Source organism: Koromonas humicola, from assembly GCF_059726255.1.
On sequence record NZ_AP040873.1, the window covers coordinates 2,166,814 to 2,192,961 of the forward strand.

Genomic DNA, 26,148 nt, shown 5'->3' on the forward strand with positions numbered 1-26,148 from the left:
TCAATGCCCCCAAAATATCTACAGGCCCAGTATTCCCAGCAGGCGTTTAGATTCTTGTTTTGTGGCTCCCGGCGTGGTTCTCTCGACCAGCGTATCGACCCACCTCCGGATAGTCGCAGCCAGATCCGACTTTGAATTCTGAGATATTGGCGTACCGCTGTTGATCGCGTTTACAACTTCCGCATAACTGTTCGGAACGACGAAAGCTATTGGCATGCGTATCGTCTTCTCAATCTGATCCTCGCGAATCGCCGATCGCTTGTCATACCTATTAATTACTACGCGTGTCTTTTCTTGCGGGCAGTTGAAGCGCTTCAGGTGCTCAAGGTACCGAACGAGGTTTCGTATAGACGGAAGTTCCGGAGAAGCCACGAGAAACACCGCATCCGCGCGGTCAATAGCGCCGACGTTATAGGCGTTCAGTCCGGGTGCGCAGTCAATGAGAACCAGTTCATACTCTTCCCGAAGAAATTCCAACGTGCTCTCTAACGCAGTCTCTGAAGCCTTCGTCGCAGCCCCGAACGAATCCGGTGCGGCAAGGACATGAAGGCCCGATGAGTGCTTTGTAACAAAGCCCTGTAACAGCTCCGAGTCGAGTCGATGAACGTTATGCACTAACTCAAAGAAGTGGTACTGGTGCTTACCTAAGCTGAGATATACCGACACATCGCCTAGATCGGGATGCTGATCGATGAGCAGCGTTTTGATCCCGCTTTGCGCCGCGAAAGTGCCGATATGAGTAGCTACAGTTGTTACGCCGGTTCCTCCCTTTACGCCAACAAATGTGTAGACCTTCCCCTTGTTACCTTGAGGAGCACGTTCCCGCTTCTTCTGCTCGTGCTTCACTAGCGCCTCAACAACCCGCTCTCTCGCTAGTGGCTTAAGCAGGTACTCCGAACACCCTGAGCGCATGGCATCGATGATGCGTTCAGGGTGCGAATCGGCCGAAAAAGCGAATACAGCCGTCATAGGCATTGCATTCTTAATCTGCTCGGCCCGGCGTGCCGCACTCTCGCGATTGTTGTCGAAATCTAGGACACACACATCGGGCTGTCTCTGCACAAGGTCCTGCATAAGCGCAACATCACTGCCTGCGTAGTGGTCCAGTTCGCCTGTAATTTCAAATCCAGGAAGCGAGTCAATAATCTCACGCAAACCTGCAGCGGCCCGTTTGTCGACCGAGACAGTCACGATGCCCAACGTGCGACGAGAGGCTTGAGGAATTAGGGTGCTCACGTTTTGCTACCTCGTGATTACTTGTTATTAGTCGTGCTCTGAGCCGAACTCGACTTCTTCTGTATCGTGCGATCAAACTCACCTGTGCCCAAATTGTTCACGGGCATTTCGGGCGGTTGTGGTGATGTAGCATGAGCGGCTTCATTTACCGGATCTATGACGACGGGCGTCACCATCACCAAGAGTTCCGTATTGGAGCGGCTTATAGACTTAGATTTGAATAATGTTCCGATCACGGGAATGTCCGCAAAGCCTGGCAGTTTGCTCATCTGCAAGGTTGTACGCTTGTCCAGCAACCCTGCAATACCAAAGCTCTGACCGCTAAGCAGATCGACCTCTGTCTCAGCGCGCCTTGTCGAAAGGGCCGGGACTTGGAACCCGGAGATAGTCACAGCGTTGGTGAAATCGAGTGTGCTGACTTCCGGAGCTACCTTCAGCTTCACCGTGTTTCCGTCAATTGTGCCAGTAAAGTCCAGGCGGACGCCGAATGGCTTGAATTGTATTGTTACGCTGGCCGCGCTTCCAGCCGCCCCACCCTGAACCACTGGAAAAGGAAATTCTCCACCCGCAAGGAACCGTGCTGGCTGCCCGCTGCGGGCCATGATGTTTGGTTCGGCGAGTATTTGCAGCACGTTCTTCGATTGCAGATCCTGTATCGTCGCGCCCAAATTCAAGTCTGGACGGAACAGGAACACATTAAGCAGGTTGGAAGGGGTAAGACTCGTGGAGGAACCTTTGAGCGATCCTCCGATCACGCCTGTGATCGATCCGCTAAGGGTTGCAGCACCGAACTGGCCGGTGGTGATCGTTCCAGGGGTGTTCGCAGCGCCCGTGCTCAGAAGATTGAAAGCGTACTGATCGAGCTTAACCCGATCGACTTCGGCGAACTGTACCTTCAACATGATCTGCTTTTCATGCGGAAGGTCGACTGTCATCGAGTCAACAACATCCTTCGAGTAAATTGCAGCCATCCTCTGAATGTCGTCAGCGACAGACTTACTATTGACGCTTCCACTGACCAGTATGCGACCTTGCTCTGCTTCGACCTTTATGTTCTGGTTGGGATATGCAGCCTTGATGCTGTCACGTAAACCTGAAACATCTACATCAGCATACACATCCAATATTCGCGCGTTTGAGCCTTCATCCCACATTACAAGGCTGCTGCTACCTGGATTCTTTGCAGTTACAACCACCTGAGTAGTGCTGACCGTTACTGTATCGAGCACATTGGGGTTACTTACGACAATACGGCGCAACCGTGACTGAGTATTCAGAACGATAGATCGGCCAACCTGAATATGTACCGACTGAGTCTCCGGCGCAAATGTCGCTTGGCCGATTTGCTGCTCCTGATCCGGTGTCTCGACCTTTGGCGCGGCCGCCGGAGGATTTGCTGTCTGTCCTGCAGGCGTTTGCGCCTGTGCGGCTTGCAAAGCCGTAGCTAGCAGAAAGAGGGCAACTGCCGAATTAACCACAGGGTGAAGTGCTCGCATTTCGAGTTTCCTCTTTGTGGAATCAAAACTTACTCAAACTTATCGACCGACCTCTTACTACCAGCGATGGTCTCAACCTCATAAAACACGGCTGGCTTAACAACGCGAGGAGGAGCCTTCACCACCACGGGTTTCCTCTCCGCCACCTGAACGGGCTTGTTAGTGCCAGTCATCACGTCCGCCATATTCACCGGCTTCGTGTCCGTTTGCTTCTGGTCTGCACCGTTGCGCAATACAAACTGTACAGAGCCTTGAGTTGAAGCCAATACAAGTTTCTCGCCATCTTGGGGCTTCAGAAGCAGCGTAACAACATTGACCGTCTCCGGTTTTCCCTGCGGATCGGGTTCGATCCTTTGACCTGCCACGAGCACTTCGACATTAGAGAGAATTGTCTGCGTGATGGGATTCGGAGAATTGTCGACCCTCGAGGTCACTAGCACGTCGACGTGTGATCCTGGATATAGAAATCCGGCCACTCCGACCACATCGTTGGATCGGACCGAAACTGCGCGCATGCCTTCCGGGATCTTCACAGTGAGGCCAATGCCGGAGCCCGCCAACGCGACATCATGCTCGAGGATGGGCTGATGCTGATCGATAGGATAGATAACCGATCGCCCGACTATGTCCTCTATCTTTGAGTAGGCGCCGGTAAGAGGCATGCTGGAAGGCCAATCGATAAGAGCCACGCTGTCAGCACCGATCGGAGATCCGGCACTCAACGGCTTTGTCGCCGCGACAACCTTCACGGTCGAACAAGTAACGGCCTGTTGCGAACGCATACGTGAGTAGAAGGCGTAGCTCACAACTCCCGCGATGGCCACAGCCAACACAAGCGCCAATGCAATTCGTTTCGAGTTCATAAGCCACCTCGGCAGTAGAATCCAACTGCTGAATACAGAACCCCAGCCGCAATAGCCACGCCATACGGAAGGCGGACGGCATCGGGATTAGAAAGGTTCAAGGTCGGATGAACCTCTGCGCCGACTGTTGCATGGAACTTGATCAGCGCTCCAACGTTGACGAAAGTTGCGCGAAGCCTACGTCGCCACACGGCATAGATCACCGCCAGGACACCACCGGCGATAGCCGAAGCGAGCAATATTTGAAGCGCTAGGCTGGAACCAGCGAGACCACCAACAGCAGTAATCAATTTGACGTCGCCGGCGCCCATTGCATGGATCAAGAAGAACAAGAGGAATATGCCGCCGCCGATTAGCGCACCGAATACAGCGCTCGTGAGGCCATGCCAGCCCTGTAGCACGCCCCGTCCAATGATGGCTACCAGAAAAGCAGCATAAGTGAGCAAATTCGGAATTTTATGGCTGGCCACGTCCGTGACGCCACCTACCAGAGCAACTGCTAAAGCACACCCGACAAACAAATGCTCAGTCGTCATTGAAAATTCCCCAGGCCCACCTTCAAAAACGAACCACACATTTCATTCAATCGCCGAAACACTTTTGGAGATGGCCAGGAGCGCCTTGTGAGCAATGCGCCCCTGGAAAACCTCCGAACCATCTTGCAACGCCTCGTGTTCCGGCGTGTCAATGGACCGGGATGTATTCACCCCGGTAGGATCAGCACGGGCTAGCTTACGCTCGAGGTCAGCTTTGAGCCGATAATCGAGAAAGCGGAATTGATCTTTCCAGACAATGCTCCCATAGCGGTGACAGCGCCGAAAGCGATCAAAGCCGCCACCAGAGCATATTCAATCAAGTCCTGACCGGACTCGTCATTGTGCAGAGCGCGAAGGGTGCGTAAGAGACTAGCTTTCATTCGGAGATCTCCTTACCAAGTGATATGGGTTAAACATTAGCCCGGAAGTCCGGACCAAAGAATGAGCAAAAACCGCCAGCCGGCACTAAACCGACTAGCTCACAGCTGCGGTCAACTTCGACCCAATAACAGAGAAAGCAGAGTTGATGTTTCCGGCCAGAGTGGTCATTGCCGCTACAGCGCCGAAAGCAATGAGCGCCGCTACGAGCGCGTATTCGATCAAATCCTGACCTGATTCGTCGCGATGTAAAGTCCGGAGTAGGTTGAGAATTCGTGGGTTCACTTCAACTCCTCCTCAGCGCACAGCGTTGATAGGTTAGAGAAAACTACTTAACTCAGATGAGAGTTGCTGCTTCCGAGTTGTAAGGAAAAAACGTAGACGGTGTGCACTTTGGGGGAGAACAACCGAACACCGTCGTAGGCCTCACAGGGCGAATTTCCACCCCTGCTTTGAGGGCAAGCGAGAATCTGGTTACTTGCCGCCGAATCCCGCGCCTTTCTGCGCAAGGCGAACTATCGGCCAGAAGCTCTGGAAAGTCAACCATGAACTTAGGCGGGTGCTGGCGCACTTGTACCTTTGGTTTACCTGCCACATTCCAGAGTAACCTTCGGTAACTACACTTCAAGATTGATCAGAAACGATGTCGTAACTAGAGGTAATCAGGTGCACTTCTTCTCGGTTCCAGTTTGATAACCTGCGCTAAATGCGTACGCGAGTGGAATTACCGCTTTGTGCGAGCGGAAACATCGGTTTCTACATTTTTCACTTTTGGGAATGCGACACTCGCGAAAAAATCACTGCCAATCCATCCTCATATATCACCGTCCACTCACTGCTCTGTCTGAGGACGCTGGAAAGTGGAGACGAGACAGCCGACAACACCCAGCGTACTTCGTTCTTCTCTAGTGGCTCACGCCACTCGCGACTGACATTGTTCACCTTGACGTACTGCCTTGCGAATTGTTCTCCATAGAAGTCATGCCGATCATCGAAGTAGACCTTAAACCCAGGGTAAAGTCGGTAAATAAGGTAACCGCTCCAAGCGTCGGTGTTGAACATGTGATCGTGAATCCCTCGTCGGGCGATGAATTCGGCGGCATTAACTGGAAACCGCTTCTCACTGAAGTGTGCGGACATGAGCTGAGTTGAGAATGCGCGCCCCCCGTGAAGCGCAACTGCTATCGACGCAATCACAGTGATTACCGCGATGGTGTGCCCACGGAACTGGCGCTCCATCGTTCCCATGCTACGAGATATGTCGCCCATGGCCCTCAAAGTGGGATTCAACATGCCCGGACATGAAATTTGGATAACTTGCGACGATGGTGTCGAAAACAACTGAGCCACCGCGACGCTGATCATGATCGCCGAGATTGGAATATTGCGCTGCGCATATAGTCCGGCGTGAATCGCAAAGAGCACCAGCACCAGCTCTGTTGAAGTGATTCGATCTCTCTTAACCAGAAGCGCCACTATGGCTAGAGCGATGACTACCTCAAAGTATCCGAATCCGGGCACATGAAAGTTTGGTGACAGAAACTCGTCGATCGAGTCCATTAAAAAGCCATTCGAGAGGTACTCGTATACATGAATGTGCAGCTTGTATCCATAAGGTGTGCACAGGGTGACGCCGGCGCACGCTACAAATACCGTCGTCAAATCCAACAATCTCTGGCGCACCTCTTTGCCCCCAGCGACCAAGTATCGCCACACGTCGGCGACGCCAAATAGTGCGAGTATCGCAAGCCCCATGATGAAACCACCATGAGTGTTCACCCAAAGCAGCATCAACGGAGGCAGAAAGAACAGTACAACACGCTTCCCTTCTAGAAATCGATACAGCGCGTCTACCCACAGCAGGGTAAACAGCCAGCTTAGGACATGCGGACGCGCGAGCATGTGGATTTGCGAAGCTGCGGCGGCCAGCAATGTCGAGGCAAGCGCCACAGCAAAGTTTCGACTCTGTTGCAAGACAAGCCGGAATAAGAGCGAAAAGGTGCTTGCGATCACCAACGCCGTAAATAGGACGACGCCGTTCAGACCCGCGGCTTTGTGAACTGCTGCAATCACCGCATCATAGAGCCACTCCCATGCGTACCAGGACTCCCCAACTTTGGTGTAGGAGAACAAGTCAATGCGAGGTACAGAGTGGGAGGCAAGAATGAACTCTCCAGTCCGAATGTGCCAACCCGTGTCGGCGTCACCCAATAGTCCGCTACTCATCGCAGTGAATACGAGCAGTACGAACAACACCAAGAAGAAGACGTCGGCGATGGATGGCAGTATCCATCGTGACACGGAATTTCGTTTCCTTGGTGTTGAATTGGATTGGCGAATGGAAGCTTGGAATCGAACTGGCGTCGAGAGTTCTTCGGGCATGTGTCCCACCTATAAACGGACTTTCTTTCGCTGGCTGCTGTACTCACGCGATGATCTCCGGAGGCTAGATTCGCACACATTCACCCTGAATCGTATCTCCTGTCTGCTCCTGCTTTGCAAATGGCCTGCTTGCCCGCACTTTCCCAAACAGGCTCTTTGGTCGGCAGGTTCCACACACTCCACAATAGCCCGACGCAGGAAAAGAAGAACATGGGCATACTCAGGCGTAAACCTCCTACAAACGGAACTCCATACAAAACCGCGCAAGCAATGGCAAAGAGTGAAAATCTCTTACGATCATCGACAGCAAGATTCGCAATCAGCAGAATCGGCAATACAAGTACACTGGCATCATGCACAAACAAGTGATAACTGACGAGCACGGCCGTGATGATCTGCATCGAGAAGAGAAGATCAAAGTCATGGCCATATTGCTTCAGCCTTGTCCACTTCATCCCTACCCCAATCAGAATGGCGACAGAGATGGCGACTACCAGCATGTTGGTTGCAGATCGTGTAAGTATGCCGTTTGCGACGAGATGAATAACTCCTCGCAAGTTCGGCATTAGCAATTCCTGCAAGGAGGTTTCAACCGTCACAGAGTTTGAGGACGCCTCTCGCGCGACAAACCCACAATATCTCAGCATGCCGGTTGTACCGAACTCCAGTACTGTGCTGGCAACGAGTGCAAGCAGACCTATGGCAACCCCCGCCAACAGGCGCCAATTCCTGACCGCCACAAATGCTATAGCGATCGGAATTACCAACGTGAACTTGATCATGCCAATGGCCAAAAGCAAGCCGGCGACAAATGGTCGCCCGGACTTGACTTGGCAATATGAAATAGTGAGAACAAACAGAAGCAGTATCGAGTCCTGCCCCTGCACAACAGTCAGAAGCACCGGGAAAAACGTTCCCACCAAGACGGCAATGTATGCAGTCCACGGCCGCATCTTCTCTATGTGCTTAAGCAGCAGGAACGGCACACTGAGCACCATCAGAAGGTTGCACGCGTACCATACGAGGAAGGCAGTCGCATACTGAAGATTAGACAACGGTGCGAAGATCAATAACTCGATAGGAGGGTGAAGGGAATCTGCTGGAACTGCGGTCCCACCAATTCGAACGACACCTGGCACGCTTTCATGCGCCAACTTTCCAGACGCGTATAACGCCGCAAAATCAGGACGAGCCGCCTGGATATTCGTCCACTGCATCATGAGCAAAAGCAAGTGGACAAGAACCACCATCACGATACAGAATGCGGTGAACCTTTTCTCGGCGGCCGTCAGCATCGTGAATGGATCGTACCACGCAACTATCCGACGTCAAACAACAACTCAGCAGACAGGATGATTCATGACGCACTTGAGTGGCACGGTCCCGGCACAACCGGAAAAGACATTCTCCCGATCGCTACAGCCCCCCGCTGGGACTGATGTGCGCGATCATTGCATTGCAGCAGGGCTCTTCACGATTACGGTTCTCTGCTTTTGGCCTTTGCGCGATTACATTTGGTTCAATGCTGACGAGGGTTTTTCACTCCTAGGTGCCGAGCGGATTCTACATGGACAGCTTCCCTATCGAGATTTCTTCGCGTTTTACACATTGGGTTCGTTTTACCTCACAGCCGCTGCATTCAAACTTTTCGGCGACTCGCTCGTAGTTGCCCGAACGGTGCTCCTGGCGTTTGGCGGACTCTTCGCTTCCTTAACGTATCTGCTGTCCCGAAGGATGTGTGGCAGAAGCGCGTCTCTTATTGCTGCGTGTCTCGTCGTTAGTTCTATGCCGGGTCGCTTCGTGGTGCTGCACAATTGGGACAGCACGGTGCTGGCGCTGGTCGCCGTGTATTGCGCACATCGATTGCTCGAGTCCTCCAATGCGATCTGGTCGGTCCCGGTGGGCTTCTTTACTGCTCTGACTTTCTTAACTGAAGAATCAAAAGGTGCCGGCCTCGGACTTGGTTTATGTATCGCGGCAGCGTCCCTCGCCTTATTGGGAACAAGAACGCTAGTTTCCTTTCGCGCCATTGCGGGGGGCGCTCTTGGGTTCTTCGTCCCCATGCTGGTCACACTCGCATATTTTGCCTCACACAATGTTGTGGGCGCGATGGTAGAAACTTGGCTATGGCCGCTGCGGCACTACAGTGTGGTGAATAGAGTCTCCTATGGTTTCGTAGGGGCAGACTCGGCCAATTTGATTGACCTATACACAAGCGGATCATGGGTGGTCAGAAGCCTGGTCCTTATCTTTACCTCCCCGATCTTTCTGATTTCTGTCTTCCCTCTACTTGTGATGGCGAGCACCATCTGGACGATGTTTCTTCTGCGCCGTGACGGGCGGAACAGGTTCCTTGAGGCGTATGTCCTCGGAGGTTGCGTGTTCGTTGGGGTGTTCGCCGCGATACTGAACACCAAGCGAGCCGATATGACGCACCTGATCTACGTGGCCCCTCTCTTCATGTACCTTGTACCCGCCACGCTCGACATCAAGCCGTCAACTTTGCCGCATATGCATTCGTTACGATCCTTCATTGCCTTGGCATTACTGTTCTCGTTTGGAGGTTTCGGCGCGGCACCTATTATGAAAGCACGCGCCTCACACACGACGATCGACACTCGTGTGGGTCGTGGGCGAGCCGCAGTCCAGGATGAAGTGGAGCTATATATTAGAAACACCGTCGCGCGAGGCCGAGAGATCTATGTGCACCCATACCAGCCTTTTTACTACTACATCACTGGGACTCTCAATGCGACTCGCTTCGATTTCCTTCAGCCAGGAATGGCATCGCCCGACCAATATGCGCTGGCCATTCACGATTTGGAATCAAAGCAAACTCCAGTAATCCTGCTCGACACGGACTTTCCAAGGAAGGCGGTTGGTATCTGGCCATCAACGCCGCTCTCCGCACTGGCGTCAGATCCACTTGTTGAATACATAACTCGGCACTACCGAAGTTGCCGAACTTTGAACATGAAGACTAGATCTGAGTGGGCGTTTTTCTATATGGTCAGGAACGAGGTAGCTTGTCCGAGTTTTGAGGATCGCTAATTCCTTCCCATTGCCGCCACTTTCCTGGCCGATGAGGCCTGGGTAGAAAATCCCAATCGCTCTTGGACAAAGTACAAAGGTCGATGCTTCGACTCGCCGTAGATGCGCCCCACATACTCTCCGACGATTCCGAAACACGTAAGCTGCACGCCTCCCATAAAGAGCACCGCGAGGAAGAGACTGGTCCACCCTACTACCCAGTGGTTGGTCCATACCCGATTGGCAACAGCCAGCACGCCACCGATCAACGCCAGCAATGAGGATGTGAGACCCAGCAGGGTCGCGAGTTTCAAGGGGACGACTGAAAATGAAAACACGCCATCAAGAGCGAATCGCAGCATTCTGCTCAAAGGGTACTTAGTGCTGCCCGCATATCGCGGAGCTCGGCGGTAGTACAAAGGCGTTTGCCGAAAGCCGACCCACGTGATCATGCCGCGAAGAAACCGATCTCTCTCGGGCATGGACAACAGAGCATCCACTACCTTTCGATCAATAAGGCGGAAGTCGCCCGTATCGAGCGGAATCTCTGTGCTGGAAAGGGCGTTCATCAAGCGATAGAAGCACTTGGCCGTTTGCGTCTTGAATAGCGATTCGCCATCCCTGTCAGTTCGAACTCCGTAGATAACATCCCAGCCTTCTATCCAACGCTCGACCATCTGAGTGATTAGCTCTGGGGGATCTTGAAGGTCCGCATCAATGAGCACCACCGCGTCACCGGAAGCATGCTCGAGTCCCGCCGTAATCGCAACCTGGTGTCCGAAGTTGCGTGAGAGCTGCACAACGCGGATACGGCTATCTTTCGACTGCATTTCACCCATTATCGCCACTGAATGGTCAACACTGCCATCATCCACATAGATGATTTCAAACGAGCAACCGATATTTTCAACGGCCTCTACGAGTCGGCGGTTGGTTTCCTGAATTACTTCCTCTTCGTTGAAACACGGGACGACAATGGAAAGTTGAATGACTCCATTCAGTTGGCGCATCCTGCCCCCTCAAGCCTGGAACGGAAAGCACGATCTATGTAACACAACACAGAGGGCCACGCAATGGAATACAAAGACGTGATGCGCGCCCTGAATTGTTAGATGCAGGCCAGAGACACACGATTGAAGTGTCCCCGAATCAATGATCTTGTTGTGCGTGAAATTCACGATGAAAGAGAACACTCACAGAGTCCTGATACGCTACCCCCCAATTCGGACTTGATTGTAAAGATTTCGCCAGCGTGCTCTCACTCGATATAAGTACGTACTCAATCTCGTACTTGTCCAACAAGGCCTGAGCGTCGTTGTTTGTGACCACTGCCCAGTAGTCCGCGAAGACGCCATTATCTCCACCGTATGGATCAGCGCGACCGTCGATGAATACCTTCTGCTCAGGCATCGTCCAGATCAGGTATCCACCCCAGACCCAATCGTTGAATACGCGTCCCCTTAAATTGTTGGACTTCTTATATGCGACTGCGCCATCTGGATATTTCACGTAGTTCTGAAACCCGGAGCTAGATGGCAAGCTTACGACGAAAAGCCCAAGCAATATCACAAGCGCTATGGCGTTTGGGAGCGGCTTGTCAGATCCCGGCTTGTAGGGCTCCATCAACTTGAATCGTCTTGCGAACACAGGTGCGAGCAATATGCCGGCAAGGAACAGGAACCGAATGTATGTAAGGGAGTAGTAAAACGCGATAACTGTGAGACCGGCCTCGTCGACTCGCCATTTGCGTGAAGAAAAGACGGCGATCAAGAGCGTGCCGATGATCAGTGACATCGCCACGTTTCCCCAAGCGGTGTGAAAGTCGACGGAAGCGAATTCAGACGTCATGTACACGCCCGAATGCTTGTCGAACATTGCCTGGAACGGATAGAGAACCAGGTGATACCCAAGAGGGTTCACAAACAGCGCCCCAGCCGACGCACAGGCCGTAATCAAAAGTTGACGGACCTGGCGACGCGACCAGCGTTTTGCCACAACTCGGCCCCACTCACCTTCCACGAGCCCCGAGGCGATGAAGAGCGCAAGGACCAGCATCCCCATTGGCCAGGATGCATGGCAATTAATCCAAATGCAAAACAACGGCGGCACTAACCACAACGCGCCCGCCCTGCCACTGCGGAAGCGTTCCAGCACCAACATCAAGCAGATCAGAATCAACCATCCGAACAGGAGAGTCCTGGCGCCCATTGAAACTGATGCAAGTACAGCGGCTCCCACCGTCACGAGAAAGGAGTTCTTAACGTCTCCGCTCGCGACATGGCTAAGTCTGAAAATTCCCAGAACGATCAATCCGGTCAAGACGAACACGAGCAGGAACACAGCGAGGAACCCGCCCCGTGTGTACGCAAAATAGTAAGGAAGCTCTGAAAGCCATTCCGATGGAACTACTGCTGCACCCGAGACTGTGTACGAGTAGGTGTCCCTTACTGGAAGATGACCAGTTGTGATCAAGCGCTCAGCATTGCGCAGATGCCACCAAAGGTCGGGGTCTGCGATGTTCCGCCGCGACAGGATGAAGACAAGATAAACAAGGGAGCAAGTTAGAACTGTTGGAAAAGAAAGTAAGGCCCAACCTGTTGGCGATGAGCACTCGAAACCGCTTTCGTCGTTGTCTCCTAATTTCGACGCATCGGGCTTGTCGACCTCGGCTTTGATCAAGCTTCGTACTCTCCTCTTGATGACTCGATACCTTCGCTAACTTAAGCAGTCCTCTTCGTTCCCGCATCATCAAACAGAACTCGGTAGCCACGCTGGAATGATTGCAGATGTTCCCGCATGGCATCGCGCGCTCTAGCACGACTATGCTGCCGCAATGCTTGCAAGATCCTCGCATGACCACGTACTGCATTCTCCATAGCCTCTTGTACTAGCAGAATCTTGCTGATCAGCTCCATAGTCTGTTCTCGCACTTCGGACAGAATCGAATTCAACACGTTGTTCTTAGCTGCTTGGCCGACAGCGAGGTGAAACGCCAGGTCCAGTCTGGCGAATTCTTTCGAGTCAGGAACAACGCTGTTCATTCTTCTCAACAGAAGCTCGATCTCTTCCATTTCCTGAATTGTGATACGCTCAGCACAAAGAGCAGCGAGCTCGCTTTCGAGAATAAGACGAGCCTCCGCGAACTCGAAGAAGGCTTTCTCCGTGGTAAGTAGTCCTTCGTTCAACCAAGCAGTAGTTAAGTAAGCCGAGGGTTTATCAGCTACAAAGGTTCCGCCACCTGCACGTACCCGAATGAGACCGATAAAGGCTAAAGAGGTAAGTGCCTCTCTAAGGGTCGAACGACCTACGTTGAAAGCTTTGCAGAGGTCTGATTCGGAAGGTAAGCGTTGACCGGGTTTCCAATCTCCCGCGGTGATTCGGGCTGCCAAATGTTTGGCTACCTGTTCGCTCAAGGTAGCACGCGGAACCGGACCTAACGCAGTCAATGGGTTAGAAACCATAGGTCGAATCACGGAGCAGGATAGGTATAAAAAATATTTTGGTCAATCATAAAATCATCTTGTCTGACAAGCAGACCTGTAGTAATGTCTCGGCAATTGCAACGCCGCCTGAATGCTGGAAAGGGGTTTGATGACCCATTGTTGCTCAGGCTCTGCAATGGAGGTCCCACTTGAGCTCTACGACCCTCTCGCCGAACTCAGCTCGACCAAGCCCAACGCCTTCTCATCCCAAACCTAATTATCTTGCTGCAGCACTTGTTGTTGTGCTGGGCGTTATAGCTTCCGTCCTCATACTTCGGGCACCCGCGCTCAGCGGTGCCTGGCAACAGAATTACAACCCAACCGGACACTGGTTCCTGTCGACAATCATCGCAGCCATACCCATCGTGGTACTGCTCGGAACCTTGGCTTTCGGCCATGTCAAGGCTCACTACGCAGCACTCGCTGGACTGACCGCAGCATTACTGACAGCCATAATTGGTTTTCATATGCCTGCCCGACTGGCAGCAGCCACCGCCGTTTATGGTGCGGGTTATGGACTGTTCCCTATCGGCTGGATCGTTCTCAACGTCATATTCATGTATCAACTGACGGTCGAGTCCGGACGCTTCACCGTGTTGCAACATAGCCTTACTGGTATCACCAAGGACCGCCGACTGCAGTTGCTGCTGATCGCTTTTTGCTTTGGTGCATTCTTTGAAGGTGCCGCTGGATTCGGCACCCCGGTCGCTGTCACGGCCGCTTTGCTCATCGGTTTGGGCTTCAAGCCGTTGCAAGCTTCAGGACTGTCGCTGATCGCGAACACCGCGCCCGTCGCATTCGGCGCTCTGGGTACTCCGATCATCGCTCTTGCCAAGGTCACCGGCTTCAGCGAAGTTGTGCTCTCGGCTATGGCCGGACGCATCCTCACGCCCTTCTGTATCCTGGTTCCCTTCTGGCTTGTCTGGGCATTTGCCGGGTTCAAAGGAATGATTGAAGTTTGGCCCGCAATTTTGGTTGCAGGTGTAACCTTCGCAATTCCTCAGCTTCTGGTTTCCAATATGCACGGCCCGTGGGTTGTTAATGTCACCGCGGCTGTAGTTTCCATGATCTGCCTTACCGGATTCCTTCTGATTTGGAAACCCAAGAAGATATGGAAGTTCGAGGGCCAGGAAGAAGAAGAGCAGGCTGCTGCGGCAAACGGTCACGTCCAACCTGTATTTTCCCGCAAGGAAATCACTCAGGCTTGGATCCCTTGGGTCATCTTGAGCGTTATCGTGTTCATCTGGGGAACCCAGACGGGAAAGCTGTGGATGAATACCCCGGAAAAAGTCTTCACGTCCACGGCCAATTGGAAAACTAAGCCGAGCGAGATTACAAATCCGCAATTCAAAGTTACCGTGCTGCATAATGCGGTTGAACGCGTTCAACCAGTCGTCCCCAAGCCCACAAAGGAACCGGCGATCTTTGGCCTGAACTGGGCCAGTGCAACGGGCACCGGAATTCTGCTCGCAGCAATCATCTCCGGATTGCTAATGGGACAAAGCCTCGGCAAGATCTTCTCTGTTTTCGGACACACGCTCGTCAAGGTCCGCTTCTCATTGCTGACGATTGCCGCGATGCTCGGAATCGGCATGCTCACGCGCTATTCGGGCCTCGACGCCTGCCTCGGTCTCGCTTTCGCGCGGACGGGGCACCTGTATCCGTTCTTCGGCACAATGCTGGGATGGATGGGTGTGGCCGTTACAGGTTCCGACACCTCGTCCAACGTGCTGTTTGGCAGCCTCCAGAAGATCACTGCTCAGCAGATCGGTGTATCTCCTGAACTTATGGCTGCGGCAAATACCACGGGCGGCGTAATGGGCAAGATGATCGACGCGCAGAGTATTGTGGTAGCATCCACGGCGACTCAGTGGTACGGACATGAGGGCAGCATTCTGCGCTACGTATTCCTACACTCCATAGCGCTGGCAGCATTAGTTGGTGCATTGATCTTCATGATGGCGTACGTTTATCCGTTCACACATTTGGTCGTGCGCTAAATAGACGTAGCAATCGCTCGTCCCCCGGAGCAGATTGCGGAGCGCGTGATCGGCGGATGAACTCCAGTTCTCCGCCGATTTGCGCCGATTAGAGGAATTTCATGAGCGCAATTGCAGAGTCTCCCGCAATGTTCGACTTATTCAAGATGCGTGCTGAGGCAGTCAGTGCGCAGGTACAGAGGGTCCCAAACAAAATGGCCGCCATTGAGTTGATTGCACGCCTTCTACGTGAAGAAGGCGTTAGCAACGAACCACGTTGCCATGCCGTATGGGCTTCTGGACCTCTGCTCAACGAATCAGAAAGAGAAGAGTTGGAAGCGTCCATTCCTGGACTGAAATTTGCGGTCACACGCGAACTCGCAGCAGATGCCAAAGTTGGCGTTAGCGAGATGGAGTGGGCGCTGGCAAACACCGGAACACTCGTACAAGCCGCCGATGCCCTTGACGCCCGCCTCGTTTCAACACTACCGCTGCTTCATATCGCTATCGTTCCTATTGCTTCTCTCCTGCCGGACATGCCGACGGTACTCACTCGCATTGATCCACACAAGTCCGCTTATCTTTCATTCATCACCGGCCCCAGCCGCACCGCTGATATTGAGCGTGTACTCACAATCGGGGTACATGGTCCCGAGCGGCTCATCATCGTCATGATCGACGACATGGAGGTGGCGGCATGAATCAGCAATTCAAGCAAAAGATTCTCGATGCGTTGTCGAATCCGAGTCTGACTGGAGCGTTGGGAAATTTCTCCGTCGCCTATCGAGCAGGTCGTGCAAAGGCATACGAAGGCATTGACTTCGAGGCTCTCCGTACTCAGATTGCCAGCGTAAAGTCCGAAGCGGCGCAACACTTGGACGAACTGGCTGATAAGTTCGCTCGCGCTGCAGAGTCACGCGGCACCAAAGTATTCCGAACCAGCAGCCCAAAGGACGTCAAAGACTACATTCTCCGCCTCGCGCAAGAGCGAGGCGTAAAGAGCATCGTCAAGTCGAAGTCGATGGCCACCGAAGAGATCCACCTCAATCAGCATCTGGAGAAAGCTGGCATTGAGGTGCAGGAGAGCGATCTTGGCGAGTGGATCATCCAACTCGCGGGACAGACTCCGTCGCACATGGTCATGCCCGCCATCCACATGACCAAGGAAGAAGTCGCCGAGGTCTTCAGCGATAAGGTGGAAGAAGGCCAGAAGCCAGACATCCCGAAGCTGGTGAAGTTCGCGCGTGGCAAGCTGCGTTCGAAGTTTCTCGCCGCCGACATGGGTATCAGCGGTGCGAATATCGCCGTCGCCGACACGGGCAGCATCGTGATCGTCACGAACGAAGGCAACGCGCGGCTCACAACGACTCTGCCGCGAATTCATGTTGCTGTCGTGGGCCTCGAAAAATTGGTCGAGCACTTCGAGGACATCGCCCCAATCCTGACCGCGTTACCGAAAAGCGCTACCGCCCAGTTGCTGACGAGCTATGTGTCGATCATCAGTGGTCCCGTGCCAAACACAGATGGAACGCCGAAAGAGCTGCACATCATTTTGATGGACAATCGGCGCACTGAAATGGCCGCCGATCCGCACTTCAATCAGGCGCTGCAATGTATTCGCTGTGCATCTTGCCTGAATGTTTGTCCGGTGTTCCGTCTGGTCGGCGGGCATGTCTTCGGAAAGGTTTATACCGGTGGAATTGGAACCATTCTCACCGCGTGGTTCGGAGCACTCAAGGAATCAGATGAGATTCAGAGCCTGTGCATTCAATGCGGGAATTGTAGAGATGTCTGCCCAGGCAAAATTGATATCCCAGATCTGATTCTCGAACTCCGTCGCCGCTTAGCAGTGGAGCAAGGTCAGCCAATGGTGCAGAAGGCGATCTTCTCCGTCGTGAACAATCGGCGAATGTTCCACACCATGTTGCGTGCGGCGTCCATTGCACAAAAGCCCTTCGCAAAGCAGGGATTCATCCGCCACCTGCCGATGTTCCTCAGCAACATGACTGAGTTCCGATCCCTACCGACCATAGCCGAAGAGCCCTTCCGCGATCGCATTCGTAAGATTCAACAGCCGAAGTGTGCGGAGAAAGCTGCATTCTTCGGCGGATGTCTGATCGACTTCGCGTATCCCGAGATGGGCGAGGCCGTTGTAAAGGTGCTCAACAAGGCGGGAATCGAAGTGACGTTCCCTGAAGGTCAAACGTGTTGCGGAGCTCCCGCCCGCTACAGTGGTGCGTACGAGGTCGCGGCGCAGAATTCGGCCGATAATATTCGCGCTCTGCTCCAGGACGATGTGAAGTATGTAGTGTCGGCATGCCCCACCTGTACGGTCGCACTGAAGCAGGATTTCATAGCGAATCTCGAAGCTACCGGGCGTACAGAGGAACTGGAGGCAGCTCGCAAGCTTGCGGCGAAGACGAAGGACTTCTCTACCCTCGCTAATGAACTCTTGGAGCAAGGGCGCCTTAAGCTGAAAGCTGACGTCGAGAAAACAAAGTTCACGTACCACGACTCGTGCCACCTTAAGCGAACGCTCCGGGCCGAACAGGCTCCCCGCAACTTGATGCAAAAAGCCGGGAATGAACTGGTGGAGATGCAGGAAAGTGATATGTGCTGTGGCATGGGCGGTTCTTACACGCTCAAGCTTCCCGAAATCTCCGCGCCGATCCTGAACCGTAAGCTCGACAACATTCAGCAGACTGGCGCCCCGTTAGTACTGATTGACTGCCCCGGCTGCGTGATGCAGATTAGGGGTGGCCTCGATAAACGTGGTGCGAACGTACAGGTGCAACACACGGTACAACGCCTGGCCGAGAGCTTGGAATAGTTTCTTACCGAGGAGCTTCGAGTTTTCGATGCTCCTCACCTATACCTATACATAGAAAGCTGCAAGTTGTAAGACCGACTTGGACAACTGAAAGGCATATTTTATGTTGGATCAGGCACTCATACAGCAATTCCGTTCTGTCCTAGGCAAAGACAACGTACTAACAAGCAAGGTCAATCTCGCGACATATAGTTACGACGCTACTGCTGACGTTCCGAAAGGCACCCCCGATGTGATCGTATTGCCGACCACAGTGGAGCAGGTGCAGGCCGTTGTCAACCTTGCGCGCGAAAACGGCGTAGCTATTTATCCACGCGGCGCCGGAACAAACCTCAGCGGTGGCACCATTCCTGTTGAAAGAGGAATCGTTCTTTCACTGCAAAAGATGGATAAGATCCTCGAAGTGGACGCCGAGAACCTGACCGCTACCGTTCAGCCTGGCCTCATCATTCAAGACCTCAACAACGCTGCTGCACCTCACGGCCTAATGTATCCTCCGGACCCCGGCACCGTGACCACGGCCACAATGGGTGGATCGGTGGCCGAGAACTCTGGCGGCCTTCGTGGCCTGAAGTACGGCGTCACCAAGCACTACGTCATGGGGATGGAAGTCGTTCTGGCCAATGGCGATCGCGTTCGCTTCGGCGGCAAGACCGTGAAGAACGTAACTGCCTATGACTTCTCTAACCTGTTTGTCGGTTCTGAGGGAACACTCGGCATCATCGTTGAAATCACTTGCAAGTTGCTCCCTTCGCCTAAGTATCGTCGTGCGATGCTTGCGACCTTCAAGACAGTAAAAGATGCAGGCGACACAGTGGCTGGCATCATCAAGGCTCAGGTCATTCCTGCAACCTTGGAGATCATGGACAACATGACGATCCGTACTGTCGAGGACTTTGCTCACGTCGGTCTTCCTACCGATGCCGAAGCAGTGCTACTTATCGAAGTTGATGGAATGGCCGAGGAAGTGGTGGTTCGCGAAGCCGAAGCCGTGGTGAAAGTTGTGAACGAGAATAACGGCGCGCTCCGCGTTGCCAACTCGGAAGCCGAACGCGACCAAGTTTGGGCGGCGCGCCGCGCAGCACTTCCTGCGCTGGCATCCTTGAACAACACCGTAGTTCTGGAGGATGCAACGGTTCCCCGCAGCCACATTACAGACATGCTGCTTGCACTCAACGATATTGGCCGCAAATACAACCTGGTGCTCGGCACGTTTGGACATGCTGGAGATGGGAACCTGCATCCGACTATCCTCGCCGACAAGAACAATGCCGACGAAATGTCGCGCGTTCACAAGGCCGTGGATGAGATTTTCGCTACAGCTCTGAAGTTTGGTGGAACGCTTTCAGGCGAACACGGAATTGGCATGGCGAAGCTCAAGTATCTTGGAAATGAAATTGGTGACACCGGCCTGAATCTGATGCGGTCCATAAAGAACGCTCTCGATCCTACCCACATGCTGAATCCCGGCAAGCTGGTTCCGGTACAAGCTAAAGAGGTGGCCCATGGAATCCGCTGAGCAGGCCCCTGAACTTCGGTCCATCTACGATGACCTAAAGGCCATCCAGAAGGAACTCGACAAGTGCATGCACTGCGGCTTCTGCATGGCGGTTTGTCCCGTATATGCCACCGAGAAGACCGAAGCAGGAGTAGCGCGAGGCAAAATCGGCGTCGCTGAAGCGGTACTTGAAGGCAAGCTGGCGATCGATGACCCCGAAGTCATCGATATGTTATTCAACTGCCTTGTCTGCAAGTCCTGCATGCAGAATTGTCCAACCAAGGTGAACTTCGACCGCATCATGCTTTCGTTGCGTGCGGCTATCGTGCGGAAGAATGGATTGCCGTGGCTCAAGAGAGCTATCTTCACGACGTTGAAACATCCGTCTATATTCGACGCCGGAATGAAGGCAGGCGCGATCTTCAGCGGTCTCGTGTTCCGCGATGCTGGACAGCAAACCATCGCGCCACGTTCACCGTTTGCGATCATCGGGCAGAGAGTTGGCTTCGACAACAATCGTTTGCTCCCAGCACTTGCCAAGGAACCATTGCGGGATCGTTTGCCAGACGTGATCGGCGTGGCTATTCCGAAAACTAAGGTGGCGTTCTTCACTGGATGCTCAATGAACTACTTCTACCCCGACACTGGGATGGATCTAGTCTCGGTGCTTCAAGAAAACAACGTCGAAGTCACCGTGCCGAAGGATCAATGCTGCTGTGGCATTCCGGTGTTTGTTCACGGAGACGTCAAGTCGATCCGCGAACTCGCAAAGCAGAACATTGATGCAATGGATCGTAGCGGAGCTGAATACCTGATTACTGGCTGCGGTTCGTGTGGCGGCGCGTGGCAGCACGAATACAAGGAAGTATTTCGTGATGATGCAGTGTACGGGCCCAAAGCCGAGTACTGGAGCAAGCGCACCTACGACATATCCACGTTCCTGGTTGATGTCCTCAAGTATCGTCAACCGCGCGGAGTGGTCGAAGCTGTGGTCACCTACCACGACTCGTGTCACTTGAAAAAGTCGATGAAAGTAGCGCGCGAGCCCCGCGAAATTCTCAAGCAGATTCCCGGAGTGACGCTGAAGGAAATGTCGAAGCCCGATGCGTGCTGTGGAAGCGGCGGCTCTTATGTACTCACTCACTTTGATACATCTACAGCAATCGCAAAGAGAAAAGTGGAAGATGCCAACCGCACCGGGGCTGAAACTGTCACCACAGGCTGCCCTGCTTGCATGATGCAGTTAACAGATAATGTGAATCGATTCGGAAAAGGCCAGCACATAAAGCACTACGTCTCACTATTGGCTGAATCCTACCGCAAGGAAAAGAAAGCCCAATAGTTGATCGCGCTGCCGACAAACAAAGGCAGCGCGGTTCGCCACCATCAATGAAACGAGGAAAATAGCCTCGCAAATTGCCAGGTGCTCTGCGCAACGCCGCTGCAGTTCGGTGCCACTTTTCCCTCGCACGAACCGTTGTCGCGCGCTACGGACCAGAATGCAAGCAGCCCTATGTCAGAGTGCTGCTGTGCGTACGAAACTACGGTTGAGGCATTCGCAAGTGTGAATGTCTCTCCTTTCACATCGTTCATCCCGATCATCGGAGTGATACCAAGCTTCACATTCAATCCCACGCTTTTCAATTGCATCCGCGCTGCATTCATTGCAGCAATGGCGTTCGCTCCCATATCCTTCGACGTTGCAGCCAACCCATAGTTCATTACCATCACATTGACCAGTTTGACCGGAGTGCCCTGCGCGCTCGCAGACTTCAATACGTTGAGAGCTTTGTCAGTGAGCCCCGCAGGGGTTGCCGGCAGTGTGAAATTGATTTGAAGTCCAAGGTTAGCATTCACCAAGTTCTTAATGGCAAAGTTGCGCCGGTCGATCGCCGCCTGATCGTCCAATGCCAGGCGCTCAATATCGAAGTCAAGGGTGGAAGCTTTGTATTTATCTATGACCTGCTGATAGGCGGCCTGAAGCGAGGGAACGTCGTTACAGGCCTGCGCCAATTCAGTTCCGTTGTATCCACCAAACGCAATGATTACATCACCACCGGACTGCCGAAGCGCGTTTATATTGCCTGAAATCGTGGAATCGTCGGCCACGTGTTGCGCGGAAGGCCATGAAGGAACGCATCCGTTATCTGCATCGACAAATGCCAATGTGAAGAAACGAACACCTGATTCTTTGCTGATCAACAATAGATTGGTAGGCTGTTGGGTTACGTCTACGTAAGGCGCAGGGATTCTTTCGTCTCTCGGTGAGTGCTTGGAATTCGAGCGATGAGTCCGCGCCGATACTCCAAAGACAGCTAACAACGCACAGCACAAAATCAATACGGCGCCGCCACTCAATCGCTTACCTCGCATCCCATCCCTTCCTATTTCTTGATTCGATCTGTACCTGAATAAACTACGAACCTGCGACCGCGCAGAAAGCCAACAAGCGTCATACCGAACTCGCGCGCGAGATTCACTGCGAGATCCGAAGGAGCAGAAACAGACGCAAGCACCGGAATACCCGCCACTAGAGCTTTCTGTACGATCTCAAAACCGCCACGTCCACTAACCATCAACACCGAGCCAGATAGTGGTACGCGATCCTCAGCCAGAGCCCACCCCACAATCTTGTCGACCGCATTGTGCCTGCCCACGTCTTCTCGCATGACAAGTAGTTCTCCATCGCGAGTGAATAAGCCTGCGGCATGCAATCCACCGGTACGGTCGAACACCTGTTGAGCGGCTCGCAATTTCTCTGGCAGAACATACAGCACTTCGCAACTGACTTCGTGCGCATCCTCGAGGCGCTTGATTCGCCTTACACGAACTGCATCGATAGAGGCTTTCCCGCACACACCACAACTCGAGGCCGCGAAGAAGTTTCTGCGAGTAGTTTCTGGATCGAGTTCCACTCCATCCACCAAATCTACACAAACGCGGTTCGCTCCGTTCTGTTGCGAGTCAACTTCATGTCGCACCGAGGCTATCTGCGCGCGGTTCACAATCACTCCCTCCGTTAGCAGAAATCCTACCGCGAGTTCTAGATCGTGACCCGGCGTACGCATCGTCACGCTGATTGGCGTACCGCCAACGCGAATCTCAAGTGGCTCCTCTGCCACCACATAATCATTTGCCTGACGTCGTTCTCCGTTTGTCCATTCCTGCACGCCAGTGACAGACAGCATTCGCGAAATCACATTCACCTCTTCAGAAGCTAGTAGCGCGACTCGTAAACATTTTGAGCATACTCCTTCCCCGAGGCGTCGCTCTGCGGACAGCATTGAAGGCTTAGAAGCGCATCACAGGCTTACAGTCGAGCAAACTACAAGAGGAAAATCCGCAGCCTCGTTGCATTCGCTCGATTCCGGATCGAGAGTTACACATGGATCGCCCACTGTTCGAAGATCGTCATGATGCTGGACGCCAGTTAGCAGCCCGCCTGGAACATTTCCGAGCAGATCGCGATGCGTTAATCCTCGCCCTTCCCCGAGGCGGAATTCCGGTCGCATATGAGATCGCGTACACTCTGACTATTCCTATGGATGTGCTTTTCGTTCGCAAGCTTGGAGTGCCGGGAGAGGAAGAACTCGCCATGGGTGCTATCGCAAGTGGTGGAATCACGGTTCTCAATGATTCTGTCGTTCGTCAACTGCACATATCACCTCAACAGATTGACCTTGCGATTGAGGCTCAGAAAGCCGAGATCCTGCGTTCCGAACAAGAGATTCGGCGCGGGCGCCCTGCACTTGAGCTTAATCACCGAAAGCTCATCCTGGTAGACGACGGACTTGCAACGGGATCCACCATGAGGGCGGCAGTTGGAGCAGTTCGGTCCCGAAACCCGAGCAGCGTGACAGTCGCTATTCCAGTGGGAGCACCTGACAGCTGCGCTGCGCTTGGGCCTGAGGTTGACGAACTCGTCTGCCTTGCCACCCCCAGAAACTTCGGTGCAGTCGGAAGCTTCTACCGCAACTTCAACCAGATCACGGACGCCGAGGTCAGAGCATTTCTTGACCAAGCAAAGGCTGCCTGAAACACGACAGGTCCGAGAGCTTGAACGAAACAGCCCGGGCGCTGTGTTTTGGAAGGAATCTCAACAGGAAAACTCAAGGAAGGAAGTTAGCGGCGGTCCAAAACTCCAGAAGGCTAATGCAAGAAGCGTCCGGGCCTTTTCGTACTTCTAAACTGAAGATGCCTCGGCACCCAAGAAGGTTGCCGAGGTGTGCCTTACGGCCGATATGCTGGCGGCAGAGGGTTCCTGTCTTGGAACTGTCTCTGATGCCAATACGGGTACGCTACCTGAGGAGCGCTCGCCTCATCCAGCTTGGCAACCTGCTCAGGTGTGAGCGTGAAGCTCGCAGCCGCTAGATTGTTCTGGAGTTGCTGTTTGTTCCTTGCCCCAATAATGACGCTCGATATTGTCGGTTTGCGTAGCAGCCAGTCAGCGCTACTTGGGGAACGCTCTTCCCCACCTCCGCAGCGATCTCATCCAAGGCATCCACGACTTTGTACAAATACTCGTCTGCAACAACGGGACCACCTTCTGCCGCCTTGTGTAGTCGGCTCACCTCTGGCATTGGCTGCCCTCTGCGGAGCTTGCCTGTGAGTCTTCCCCATCCAAGAGGACTCCAGACCAGCGCGCCCAATCCCTCGGAATAAGCCTGTGGCATCAGCTCCCATTCGTAATCTCGGCCCACGAGCGAATAGTAGACTTGATGAGCTACATAGCGGCTCCAACCATGTTGGTCGCTGACGTCAAGTGACCTTTGCAGGTGCCATCCCGAAAAGTTCGACGCTGCGATATACCGCACCTTCCCCGACTTCACAATGGTATCCAGGGCACTGAGCGTTTCTTCAATAGGGGTCAAGGCGTCAAACGCGTGCATGTGGTAAATGTCAATGTAGTCTGTTTTCAATCGCTTGAGACTACCGTCGACTTGCTGAAGCAGGTGATAGCGAGAAGACCCAACACTGTTCGGACCTTTTCCGAAGCCGAATGTTGCTTTTGTCGAAATCAGAATGCTTTCTCGCGGGAGGTGCTTGATAGCCTCGCCCAGAATCTCCTCCGACAAACCCTGCGAGTAAACGTCCGCCGTGTCGAAGAAGTTCACTCCTGCATCCATGCAAAGGTCAATCAACCGGGTGGCCTCAGCAATATCTGTCTCGCCCCAAGCGCGGAAGAACTCTGTACCGCCGCCAAAAGTTGCGGTTCCAAAACACAGAACCGGCACTTTCAAACCACTTCTGCCTAGCTGTCTGAATTCCATGTTGATTTGACAACATTCGTGCCAGCTTGGTCGCAGTGAATTGCCTCGACAGTGCGACCCCAACGTGCGCACATCCGAGTTGCATTGATTGATCACGGCACGATAGCTTTATCGGCCGAAGCAGCACCAACAGCTATAGCGCGAATCTGGATCAATAGAATCGAGGTATTTACCACGTTCTCGTCTGAGCGGAAGAACGCCACATTTCGCTTTTATGGTGGATTGAACGACTTCTTGCCCGTAGCGCGTCGTCATCAGTCATTCGCCCACAGTTTTGAACTCTCCTCGTCGATCAAGGATGTGATCGAATCCTTCGGAGTACCTCACACCGAGATCGAACTCATATTGGTAAACGGAGTTCCCAGTGCTTTTACGCATGCACTTGTGCATGCAGACCGCGTCGCTGTGTACCCGCCATTCGTGGCTCTCGACATTAGCCCGTTGCTGACGCTGCGCCCACCAGTTCAGCGCTACGATTTCGTTCTGGACACACATCTTGGCCGCCTTGCCCGATACCTTCGACTGCTCGGATTCGACTCCGTCTATTGGCCTTTCGCCGACGACAAGGATTTGGCGCGAGTGTCACATGAACAACAGCGAATCCTTCTCACTCGAGACCAAGGGCTTCTAAAAAGGTCTGAGGTGGTATACGGCTACTACGTTCGATCCAGCGAAGTGGGACAACAGGTACTTGAGATCGTCCACCGCTTTCACCTGAAGCCTCAAATTGTGCCATTCAGCCGCTGTCTGGAATGCAACACTCCATTGCAATCAGTTCCGAAGGACCGCATTCTCGAACAATTGCAGCCACGAACACGACTGCACTTTGACGAGTTCCGGCAATGCCCAAATTGCAACCGCATCTTTTGGGCCGGATCGCACCACAAACGTATGAGTGAAATTGTCGCTTCGATTTTGTCTGCTGAATAAAACGCGGAGAGCGCGAGGCCCTTTCGGGCAAAAGAATGGCTCCTCAGGTAGGACTCGAACCTACAACCCTTCGGTTAACAGCCGAATGCTCTGCCATTGAGCTACTGAGGAGTATGGCGACGCTTGAGCGTCTTTCATTGGTTAACAAGAAGATTGTAACCAGCCGTGAAGCCGCACGTCAAACTTCGAAACAGAGAAAGTTGTGGAATTCTCAGTTTGCGGTCGGCTCGACGCGCAA

21 protein-coding genes, 1 tRNA gene and 1 pseudogene are annotated in these 26,148 nt (G+C 53.3%); 8 read left to right on the plus strand and 15 right to left on the minus strand.

Annotation, left to right across the window (positions count from 1 at the left end; all coding sequences use genetic code 11):
• Nucleotides 1-18: 18 nt before the first annotated feature.
• From AC6IZD_RS09415 to AC6IZD_RS09450, 8 genes are all read right to left on the minus strand, one after another.
• Complete coding sequence (locus AC6IZD_RS09415) at nt 19-1,236, minus strand: CpaE/TadZ family protein (RefSeq protein ID WP_497787437.1); 1,218 nt, start codon at nt 1,234-1,236, stop codon at nt 19-21.
• 17 nt (nt 1,237-1,253) lie between these two features.
• A complete protein-coding gene (locus tag AC6IZD_RS09420; protein WP_497787438.1) occupies nt 1,254-2,732 on the minus strand; it encodes a type II and III secretion system protein family protein in 1,479 nt (492 codons plus the stop codon).
• Nucleotides 2,733-2,761: 29 nt separating this feature from the next.
• Nucleotides 2,762-3,595, minus strand: a complete 834-nt coding sequence (cpaB, locus tag AC6IZD_RS09425; RefSeq protein ID WP_497787439.1) for a Flp pilus assembly protein CpaB — start codon at nt 3,593-3,595, stop codon at nt 2,762-2,764.
• Entirely contained in the window at nt 3,592-4,131 is a 540-nt protein-coding gene (locus tag AC6IZD_RS09430) for an A24 family peptidase (RefSeq protein ID WP_497787440.1), read from the minus strand. The genes cpaB and AC6IZD_RS09430 overlap by 4 nt, the downstream gene beginning before the upstream one ends.
• Before the next feature lie 191 nt (nt 4,132-4,322).
• A complete protein-coding gene (locus tag AC6IZD_RS09435; RefSeq protein WP_497787441.1) occupies nt 4,323-4,511 on the minus strand; it encodes a Flp family type IVb pilin in 189 nt (62 codons plus the stop codon).
• 94 nt (nt 4,512-4,605) lie between these two features.
• Nucleotides 4,606-4,794, minus strand: a complete 189-nt coding sequence (locus AC6IZD_RS09440) for a Flp family type IVb pilin (RefSeq protein WP_497787442.1) — start codon at nt 4,792-4,794, stop codon at nt 4,606-4,608.
• A 480-nt stretch (nt 4,795-5,274) separates the two neighbouring features.
• Complete coding sequence (locus AC6IZD_RS09445; RefSeq protein WP_497787443.1) at nt 5,275-6,810, minus strand: hypothetical protein; 1,536 nt, start codon at nt 6,808-6,810, stop codon at nt 5,275-5,277.
• 161 nt (nt 6,811-6,971) lie between these two features.
• The gene (locus AC6IZD_RS09450; protein WP_497787444.1) at nt 6,972-8,186 is read right to left on the minus strand and encodes a glycosyltransferase family 87 protein; all 1,215 of its coding nucleotides are present in this window, start codon (nt 8,184-8,186) and stop codon (nt 6,972-6,974) included.
• Between the two features lie 64 nt (nt 8,187-8,250).
• Between AC6IZD_RS09450 and AC6IZD_RS09455 the strand changes: the two genes are divergently transcribed.
• Nucleotides 8,251-9,942 carry a hypothetical protein gene (locus AC6IZD_RS09455; RefSeq protein WP_497787445.1) on the plus strand — a complete coding sequence of 564 codons (1,692 nt, stop codon included), beginning with the start codon at nt 8,251-8,253 and terminating at the stop codon, nt 9,940-9,942.
• On the opposite strand, the gene AC6IZD_RS09460 is transcribed toward AC6IZD_RS09455, so the two are convergent.
• The 3 genes from AC6IZD_RS09460 to AC6IZD_RS09470 all read right to left on the minus strand — a co-directional run bounded on the left by AC6IZD_RS09460 (nt 9,939) and on the right by AC6IZD_RS09470 (nt 13,334).
• Nucleotides 9,939-10,931: a glycosyltransferase family 2 protein gene (locus tag AC6IZD_RS09460; RefSeq protein ID WP_497787446.1), complete on the minus strand. Its 993-nt coding sequence runs from the start codon at nt 10,929-10,931 to the stop codon at nt 9,939-9,941. The two genes, AC6IZD_RS09455 and AC6IZD_RS09460, sit on opposite strands and share 4 nt — an antisense overlap.
• A gap of 139 nt (nt 10,932-11,070) precedes the next feature.
• Nucleotides 11,071-12,600: a hypothetical protein gene (locus AC6IZD_RS09465; RefSeq protein WP_497787447.1), complete on the minus strand. Its 1,530-nt coding sequence runs from the start codon at nt 12,598-12,600 to the stop codon at nt 11,071-11,073.
• Nucleotides 12,601-12,641: 41 nt separating this feature from the next.
• Nucleotides 12,642-13,334 (minus strand): FadR/GntR family transcriptional regulator, encoded by a 693-nt coding sequence (locus AC6IZD_RS09470; RefSeq protein ID WP_497787448.1) that lies wholly within the window; start codon nt 13,332-13,334, stop codon nt 12,642-12,644.
• A gap of 218 nt (nt 13,335-13,552) precedes the next feature.
• Here AC6IZD_RS09470 and AC6IZD_RS09475 point away from each other — a divergent pair, with 218 nt between their 5' ends.
• From AC6IZD_RS09475 to AC6IZD_RS09495, 5 genes are all read left to right on the plus strand, one after another.
• Nucleotides 13,553-15,403, plus strand: a complete 1,851-nt coding sequence (locus AC6IZD_RS09475; RefSeq protein ID WP_497787449.1) for an L-lactate permease — start codon at nt 13,553-13,555, stop codon at nt 15,401-15,403.
• 101 nt (nt 15,404-15,504) lie between these two features.
• Nucleotides 15,505-16,083 (plus strand): LutC/YkgG family protein, encoded by a 579-nt coding sequence (locus AC6IZD_RS09480; RefSeq protein WP_497787450.1) that lies wholly within the window; start codon nt 15,505-15,507, stop codon nt 16,081-16,083.
• The gene (ldhH, locus tag AC6IZD_RS09485) at nt 16,080-18,212 is read left to right on the plus strand and encodes an L-lactate dehydrogenase (quinone) large subunit LdhH (protein WP_497787451.1); all 2,133 of its coding nucleotides are present in this window, start codon (nt 16,080-16,082) and stop codon (nt 18,210-18,212) included. The genes AC6IZD_RS09480 and ldhH overlap by 4 nt, the downstream gene beginning before the upstream one ends.
• 103 nt (nt 18,213-18,315) lie before the next feature.
• Entirely contained in the window at nt 18,316-19,731 is a 1,416-nt protein-coding gene (locus AC6IZD_RS09490) for an FAD-binding oxidoreductase (RefSeq protein WP_497787452.1), read from the plus strand.
• Nucleotides 19,718-21,052: a (Fe-S)-binding protein gene (locus tag AC6IZD_RS09495; RefSeq protein ID WP_497787453.1), complete on the plus strand. Its 1,335-nt coding sequence runs from the start codon at nt 19,718-19,720 to the stop codon at nt 21,050-21,052. Before AC6IZD_RS09490 ends, AC6IZD_RS09495 begins: the two co-directional genes overlap by 14 nt.
• A 44-nt stretch (nt 21,053-21,096) precedes the next feature.
• Here AC6IZD_RS09495 and AC6IZD_RS09500 read toward each other — a convergent pair whose 3' ends face one another.
• Both AC6IZD_RS09500 and fdhD read right to left on the minus strand, forming a co-directional pair.
• On the minus strand, nt 21,097-21,915 hold the full coding sequence (locus tag AC6IZD_RS09500) for a chitinase (RefSeq protein WP_497787454.1): 819 nt from the start codon (nt 21,913-21,915) through the stop codon (nt 21,097-21,099).
• Between the two features lie 179 nt (nt 21,916-22,094).
• Nucleotides 22,095-22,910 (minus strand): formate dehydrogenase accessory sulfurtransferase FdhD, encoded by an 816-nt coding sequence (fdhD, locus tag AC6IZD_RS09505; protein WP_497787455.1) that lies wholly within the window; start codon nt 22,908-22,910, stop codon nt 22,095-22,097.
• A gap of 185 nt (nt 22,911-23,095) precedes the next feature.
• Between fdhD and AC6IZD_RS09510 the strand changes: the two genes are divergently transcribed.
• Nucleotides 23,096-23,746 carry a phosphoribosyltransferase gene (locus AC6IZD_RS09510; RefSeq protein ID WP_497787456.1) on the plus strand — a complete coding sequence of 217 codons (651 nt, stop codon included), beginning with the start codon at nt 23,096-23,098 and terminating at the stop codon, nt 23,744-23,746.
• Between the two features lie 194 nt (nt 23,747-23,940).
• Here AC6IZD_RS09510 and AC6IZD_RS09515 read toward each other — a convergent pair.
• Nucleotides 23,941-24,980 (minus strand): annotated as a pseudogene (locus AC6IZD_RS09515) (aldo/keto reductase).
• Nucleotides 24,981-25,031: 51 nt separating this feature from the next.
• Here AC6IZD_RS09515 and AC6IZD_RS09520 point away from each other — a divergent pair.
• Nucleotides 25,032-25,910, plus strand: a complete 879-nt coding sequence (locus AC6IZD_RS09520; RefSeq protein WP_497787457.1) for a Mut7-C RNAse domain-containing protein — start codon at nt 25,032-25,034, stop codon at nt 25,908-25,910.
• A 36-nt stretch (nt 25,911-25,946) separates the two neighbouring features.
• Here AC6IZD_RS09520 and AC6IZD_RS09525 read toward each other — a convergent pair.
• Nucleotides 25,947-26,021, minus strand: a tRNA-Asn gene (locus AC6IZD_RS09525).
• Nucleotides 26,022-26,148: the final 127 nt, after the last annotated feature.

What these genes read in the sequence shown, in the direction of transcription:
- AC6IZD_RS09450 (WP_497787444.1), bottom strand. Translation starts at nt 8,186, where the DNA reads ATGCTGACGGCCGCCGAGAAAAGGTTCACCGCATTCTGTATCGTGATG.
- cpaB (WP_497787439.1), bottom strand. Translation starts at nt 3,595, where the DNA reads ATGAACTCGAAACGAATTGCATTGGCGCTTGTGTTGGCTGTGGCCATC.
- AC6IZD_RS09420 (WP_497787438.1), bottom strand. Translation starts at nt 2,732, where the DNA reads ATGCGAGCACTTCACCCTGTGGTTAATTCGGCAGTTGCCCTCTTTCTG.
- ldhH (WP_497787451.1), top strand. Translation starts at nt 16,080, where the DNA reads ATGAATCAGCAATTCAAGCAAAAGATTCTCGATGCGTTGTCGAATCCG.
- AC6IZD_RS09510 (WP_497787456.1), top strand. Translation starts at nt 23,096, where the DNA reads ATGGATCGCCCACTGTTCGAAGATCGTCATGATGCTGGACGCCAGTTA.
- AC6IZD_RS09480 (WP_497787450.1), top strand. Translation starts at nt 15,505, where the DNA reads ATGAGCGCAATTGCAGAGTCTCCCGCAATGTTCGACTTATTCAAGATG.
- AC6IZD_RS09430 (WP_497787440.1), bottom strand. Translation starts at nt 4,131, where the DNA reads ATGACGACTGAGCATTTGTTTGTCGGGTGTGCTTTAGCAGTTGCTCTG.
- AC6IZD_RS09435 (WP_497787441.1), bottom strand. Translation starts at nt 4,511, where the DNA reads ATGAAAGCTAGTCTCTTACGCACCCTTCGCGCTCTGCACAATGACGAG.
- AC6IZD_RS09490 (WP_497787452.1), top strand. Translation starts at nt 18,316, where the DNA reads ATGTTGGATCAGGCACTCATACAGCAATTCCGTTCTGTCCTAGGCAAA.
- AC6IZD_RS09455 (WP_497787445.1), top strand. Translation starts at nt 8,251, where the DNA reads ATGACGCACTTGAGTGGCACGGTCCCGGCACAACCGGAAAAGACATTC.
- AC6IZD_RS09495 (WP_497787453.1), top strand. Translation starts at nt 19,718, where the DNA reads ATGGAATCCGCTGAGCAGGCCCCTGAACTTCGGTCCATCTACGATGAC.
- AC6IZD_RS09460 (WP_497787446.1), bottom strand. Translation starts at nt 10,931, where the DNA reads ATGCGCCAACTGAATGGAGTCATTCAACTTTCCATTGTCGTCCCGTGT.